The following is a 5,523-nucleotide window of genomic DNA, read 5'->3' as shown; positions in this document are numbered from 1 at the left end:
CGCTCCCCGCTCCTCCCCGAACCCGGGCCGACCGCCTACGGCGACCTCCCCGCACCCGCCCCCCACACCGCCCCCGAACTCGCGGCCCTGCTGCGCCTGCTCGCCGACCACCGCCGCCCGCCCCCGCACGGCGTCGCGATCGGCCACAGCCGCGACGACGCCTCCCGCGCGGCGGCCGCCGCCTTCGCCGACGCCTGGCAGGCCGCCGGCCACGCGGTCCTGGCCGTCGTCGACTGGCCCGAACAGGCCGCCTCCTGGCTGCGGCCCGCCCACCGCCTCACCGCCCCCGAACCCGACGCCCTCGTCATCGCCGCCGCCCCGCTCGGCTGGGCCCAACTCGCCCGACGCCTGCGCCACAGCACCCCCTGGCGCCCGGACCGCACCTTCGGCTTCGCGTCCCTCGCCGAGCCGGTCGCCGCCGCGCTCGCCGGGCCCGGCGTCCTGGACGGCGTACGCGGCGCGAGCGCGGACGGCGGCACCTGGCGCATCGCCTCCGGCTGGACCGACTCCTTCCCGCCTGCCACCCCGGGCGCCGCCACGTGACCACCACCCCCGCCCTGTTCGGCCCGCCGCCCGCCGGCTACGAGCGCCGCGAGATCGCGCCGGGCGCCGTCCACCTGCCCGGCTGGCTCGCCCCCGACCGGCAGCGCGACCTCGTCGCCGCCTGCCGCGCCTGGGCCGCCGGGCCCGTCCCGATCCGGCACACCCGGCTGCCGCGCGGCGGCGTCATGTCCGTGCAGACCGTGTGCCTGGGCTGGCACTGGCAGCCCTACGTCTACACCCGCACCGCCGACGACGTGAACGGCCGCCGCGTCGCCCGCCTCCCCGACTGGCTCGCCGACCTCGGCCGCCGGGCGGTGGCCGACGCCTACCAGGACCCCGGCCAGGGCGCCGCCTACGAACCCGACGCCGCGCTGGTCAACTTCTACGACGCCGACGCCCGGCTCGGCATGCACCAGGACAAGGACGAGCACTCGCTCGCCCCGGTGGTCTCCCTCAGCATCGGCGACACCTGCCTCTTCCGCTTCGGCAACACCCGTACCCGCAACCGGCCCTGGACCGACCTGACCCTCGCCTCCGGCGACCTGCTCGTCTTCGGTGGCCCCTCCCGCCTCGCGTACCACGCCGTGCCGAAGATCCTCCCCGGCACCGGCGACCCCGCCGTCGGCCCCGCCCGGGGCCGCCTCAACATCACCCTGCGCGTCACCGGACTCACCGACCGCGCCCCCGAGGCGACCGGAGCGGCCCCGGCCGGGGCCGCCCCCGTCGCCTCGCCGGAGTCGGGAACGCGCTACTGACGGGCCCCCACCGCAGCCCCGAGCCCGAGCAGCGCCACCCCGGCCACCCCCGACAGCCCCCGTTGCACCTTGCGCCGCAGCAGGACGCGCTGGATCGCGCCCAGGACCGCGACCACCACGACGTACCAGGCCAGGGCCAGCAGCCAGAACAGCCCGGCCAGGAGCACGTGCTGGGAGAGCTCGGACATGCCGGGCAGCTGGAACTGCGGGAAGAGGGAGAGGTAGAAGGCGGCGACCTTCGGGTTGAGCAGATTGCTCAGCAGGCCCTGGCGGAAGTCCGCCCCGCTGTCCGGCGCCCCGCCACCGCCTCCGCGGCCGTGACCGGCGGGCTGCGCGGCCGTCGCGTCGTCAGCTCCGTCCTCGCGTCGGCCGAGGCGGATGAAGTCGATCAGGGACCGGATGCCCAGGTAGGCGAGGTACAGGGCGCCGGCGATCCGCACGGCGGTGTAGAGCACTTCGGAGCCCGTGAGCAGCGCGGTCAGGCCCGCGACGGCCGCGCCGGCGAGGACCGCGTTGCCGAGCATGATGCCCATCGCGGTCGCGGCCGCGCCCCGGCGGCCGCCCCGTGCCGCGTTCCGCAGCAGGAGCACCAGGTCGGGGCCCGGAACAACGATGATCAGAAGAGAAGCGAGTACGAACGTCAGTAGCTGCGCAGTCATACACCAATCATGGCGCGGTTGAGAAGGGTTTTGGGCAAGTTGGTGAGAACGGCCGGTTCCTCCGTGTCCCGAAGCGTGGCGGTCGTCTGCATTCAGGGGACTTGTCCGTTCGACTGCCGCCGCCGTTCTCATATTCCGTCAGAAACCCTCTCAGCATGTGAGACCGGCGAAATCGGACCATGCGGTCCCTGGTCGATTCGCAGACTTACCGATGTGAATGCCACGAGGCCTTCCGCGCTTGTTAGAGTCGAATCACCCGAAGCAACCCGGGTCTCCGGAGTTCGGTATCCGGAGTCGCACGACTTCTTCGACCCGCACGCGACCGTGATGGAGTGAGATCGCATGAAGTCCCGACTCGACCGCTACGAGGAATTCATCGAGAAGGAGTACCGGGCCGGCCTGACGAAGCCCGACGAGTACTCGCTCGACGACGTCACCCCGGACCTTCGACAGCGTCTCTCCGAAGGGAGGTTCAAGCGCATCGTCTTCACCGGAATGGGCTGCTCGGCCATCGTCTCGGATATCGTCCGCGGCTACTTCACGGAGATCGGCCTGCCCCTCGAAGTGCACGTCGTGAACGACTACGACTTCCGCTTCCTGGCCGCTCCCTCGGTCCTCGAGGACGAGGCGACCCTGTACATCATCAGCTCCTACAGCGGGCACTCGCAGGAGCCGGTCCTCGCCTACCAGCGGCTTCGTGCCGTCCGGGACCAGGTGCTCCTGCTCACCTCCGGCGGCAAACTGGCCGAGCTCGGGCGGGCGGACGGCGCCTCCATCGCCTACTGGCGGCTGCGCGAACCGGACCGCGAGTACCCGCTCTTCCACGTCTCGCAGTACTTCGCCATCCTGATGGACATGTTCCACGAATTCGGGGTGCTGAGCGACGACCACCACGCCCGGCTGGGCGAATTGGCGGGCCTGCTCGAGGCGGATTTCGAGGAGAACGGCCGCGAGGCCGCCCGTCGGATCGCCGACGCGAGCGAGGACGCGAACATCATCATGATCGCGTCCCCGAAATGGCACGAGAGCCTGCTCAAGCTGGCCAAGATGCACTTCAACGAGATGGCCATGGTTCCGACCGCCCGGAACTACTTCCACGAATTCTGCCACAGCGAGGTGGCCACGCTTTCCGATCCGGTGCGGAAGCACAGCACGGTCTGGTTCTCCGACGCGGACGACGACGAGTACACCCTCGCCAAGGGTGAGAACCTGCAGCGTCTGCTGACCGACGACCGACCGGAGAACCGGAACATCCGGTTCTCCCGGGTGCACCTTTCGGAGGGGGACTTCCTCCGGAAGTACTTCACCGCCCTCAACGTGGTGCAGCACGCGGCACTCCGCCTCGGCCGGCACCACGAGACGCGGTCGCGCGACCTCATCTCCGAATCCGCCGGAAACCCCTGGTACCACAGCACCACCATCGAGTCCGAGCTGACGGCGTAACACCCGGACGGAGAGAACGGAGAGGACTGTGGTGGCGGACATGGATGACACCAGTCCGCTGCACCTGTTCGACGTCACAGGCAAGGTGGCCCTGATCACTGGGGCCACCCGCGGGCTGGGCCAGGCCATCGCGGCCGGCCTGGCCCGCGCCGGTGCCAGAGTGATCGTCGCCGGGCGCAGCAGCGAAGCAGCAGACGCGGTCGCCGGCAAACTGGCCGTCGACGGAGGATCCGCCGTCGGTGTCGGGCTGGACGTGACGCGGGAGGCAGAGGTCGAGGACGTCCTCTCCCGTACGGTGCGCGAACACGGCGGACTCGACATCGTCGTCAACAACGCCGGCATCATCGACAGGTTCCCGGCCGAGGACTACCCGGCCGAGACCTGGCAGCGCGTCATCGACACCAACCTGACCGGCGCGTTCCTCGTGTCACGCGCCGCCGGGAGGGCCATGCTCCGGCAGGGCAGCGGAAAGATCGTCAACATCGCATCGGTCCTGGCCCAGAGCGGTGGCCGCAACGTCGTCGCCTACGCGGCGAGCAAGGGCGCGCTGGTACAGCTCACCCGCTCCTGTGCGGCGGAGTGGGCCGGGCGGGGCGTCCACGTGAACGCGATCGCCGCCGGCTACTTCGAGACGGACCTGACCGCCGGTCTGCGCACGGACGCGCAGCGCAGTGCGGGCCTGCTCACCCGGGTACCCGCCGGCCGTTGGGGCAGGCCCGAGGAACTCGTCGGGACCGTGCTGTACCTGGCCTCGGAGGCGTCCAGCTACGTCCACGGAGCCGTCATCGAGGCGGACGGTGGATGGACCGCCGCATGAACAGTCACCGCATGAACAGTCAGCGCATGAACACCCACCGGGTGAACACCCACCGATCCCACGACCGGCCCGAACACGGGAGGAGGCACCGATGAAGCCGCACGCGCGGAGGCTCGACGGGTTCCGGCAGTCGACCATCAGGGCCATGACCGAGCGGTGCGTCGCCGTCGGCGGCATCAACCTCGGCCAGGGCCTGTCCCGCACGCCGCCCCCGGACGACCTGCTCGACCACGCGACCGCACACTTCGCGTCCGCCGACCACTCCTACAGCCCCGCCCACGGAGACGCCGTCCTCCGGCAGGCCGTCGCGCGGAAGCTGGCGGAGTACAACGGAGTCCACGTCGACCCGGAGCACGGGGTGGTGGCCACCATCGGCGCCACCGGCGCGTACAACGCGGCGGTACTGGCCCACCTCGACCCGGGAGACGGCCTGCTCCTGCCCGAACCCTTCTACGGCTACCACCGCACCGTGGCGGAGATCCACGGGGTCGTTCCCCAGCCGGTCAGGACGGACGCCCCCGGGTTCCGGATCGACAGGGCGGCCCTGGAGGCGGCCACGACGGACCGCACCAGGGCGATCGTGCTGTGCACACCCGGCAATCCGTCGGGCCACCGGATGCCGCCGGACGAGATCGAGGAGGTGGCGCGCTTCGCAGCGGACCGGGACCTGCTGGTGATCACCGACGAGATCTACGAGCACCTCTACTACGGGGACGAACCGCACCGCTCGCCGGCGTCGTTCGACCTGCTGCGCGACCGCACGATCACGGTCTCCGGCCTCTCCAAGACCTACAGCATCCCCGGATGGCGGCTCGGCTACGCCGCCGGACCCCCGGAGCTGATCGCGCCGTTGCGCATCGCCGCCGACGCGCTCTCGGTGTGCGCCCCCACCCCGCTGCAGCAGATCGCCGCACGGGCGTTCACCCTGCCGGACTCCTTCTACGCGCGGACGCGCCAGGACTACCGCCGCAAGCGCGACCGGATCGCCGCGGCGTTCCGCGACGCGGGCCTCGCGACCAACGACCCCGAAGGCGCCTACTACCTCCTGGTGGACGGGACTCCGCTGGGCGGCGACAGCGGCGAGGTCGCGGAGACGATCCTGAGTGCCGCCGGCATCGCCACCATCCCGGCCGACGCGTTCCATCTCGGGCCGGCCCCTTATCCCTACGTCCGCGCGTGCTTCGCCCTGACCGACGCCGACATCCTCCGCGTGGAGGAGCACCTCTCCGAGGTGAAGTGGCCCTGACCGCCGGGGTCATGCCGGCCGGCCGCCGCCCCGCCGCGGCGCTGCACCGGCGCCCGCCCG

The 5,523-nt window shown here is 71.5% G+C and carries 6 protein-coding genes; 5 read left to right on the top strand and 1 reads right to left on the bottom strand.

Features of this window, described 5'->3' with window-relative positions:
* Together ACFU7Z_RS04245 and ACFU7Z_RS04240 are read left to right on the top strand one after the other, a co-directional pair.
* Positions 1-543 (top strand): hypothetical protein (locus ACFU7Z_RS04245; RefSeq protein ID WP_380775843.1); only part of this gene is annotated, 543 nt, incomplete at its 5' end.
* Positions 540-1,298, top strand: coding sequence for an alpha-ketoglutarate-dependent dioxygenase AlkB family protein (locus ACFU7Z_RS04240; RefSeq protein ID WP_380775840.1), 759 nt, complete (start codon positions 540-542; stop codon positions 1,296-1,298). The genes ACFU7Z_RS04245 and ACFU7Z_RS04240, both read left to right, overlap by 4 nt.
* On the opposite strand, the gene ACFU7Z_RS04235 is transcribed toward ACFU7Z_RS04240, so the two are convergent.
* Positions 1,292-1,957, bottom strand: a complete 666-nt coding sequence (locus ACFU7Z_RS04235; protein WP_063780371.1) for a LysE family translocator — start codon at positions 1,955-1,957, stop codon at positions 1,292-1,294. The genes ACFU7Z_RS04240 and ACFU7Z_RS04235 overlap by 7 nt on opposite strands.
* Positions 1,958-2,299: 342 nt before the next feature.
* On the opposite strand from ACFU7Z_RS04235, the gene ACFU7Z_RS04230 reads away from it, so the two are divergent.
* The 3 genes from ACFU7Z_RS04230 to ACFU7Z_RS04220 all read left to right on the top strand — a co-directional run bounded on the left by ACFU7Z_RS04230 (position 2,300) and on the right by ACFU7Z_RS04220 (position 5,463).
* A complete protein-coding gene (locus ACFU7Z_RS04230) occupies positions 2,300-3,400 on the top strand; it encodes an SIS domain-containing protein (protein ID WP_074005839.1) in 1,101 nt (366 codons plus the stop codon).
* Between the two features lie 40 nt (positions 3,401-3,440).
* A complete protein-coding gene (locus ACFU7Z_RS04225) occupies positions 3,441-4,217 on the top strand; it encodes an SDR family NAD(P)-dependent oxidoreductase (protein ID WP_117491294.1) in 777 nt (258 codons plus the stop codon).
* 91 nt (positions 4,218-4,308) lie between these two features.
* The gene (locus ACFU7Z_RS04220; RefSeq protein WP_380741068.1) at positions 4,309-5,463 is read left to right on the top strand and encodes a pyridoxal phosphate-dependent aminotransferase; all 1,155 of its coding nucleotides are present in this window, start codon (positions 4,309-4,311) and stop codon (positions 5,461-5,463) included.
* Positions 5,464-5,523: the final 60 nt, after the last annotated feature.

This window comes from Kitasatospora sp. NPDC057518 (assembly GCF_042802075.1).
Taxonomy (GTDB): domain Bacteria; phylum Actinomycetota; class Actinomycetes; order Streptomycetales; family Streptomycetaceae; genus Kitasatospora.
This window is presented reverse-complemented; position numbering and strand designations above follow the sequence as displayed.

Coding starts and splice junctions, on each gene's coding strand:
- ACFU7Z_RS04235 (WP_063780371.1), bottom strand. CDS start 1,957: ATGACTGCGCAGCTACTGACGTTCGTACTCGCTTCTCTTCTGATCATC.
- ACFU7Z_RS04230 (WP_074005839.1), top strand. CDS start 2,300: ATGAAGTCCCGACTCGACCGCTACGAGGAATTCATCGAGAAGGAGTAC.
- ACFU7Z_RS04225 (WP_117491294.1), top strand. CDS start 3,441: ATGGATGACACCAGTCCGCTGCACCTGTTCGACGTCACAGGCAAGGTG.
- ACFU7Z_RS04220 (WP_380741068.1), top strand. CDS start 4,309: ATGAAGCCGCACGCGCGGAGGCTCGACGGGTTCCGGCAGTCGACCATC.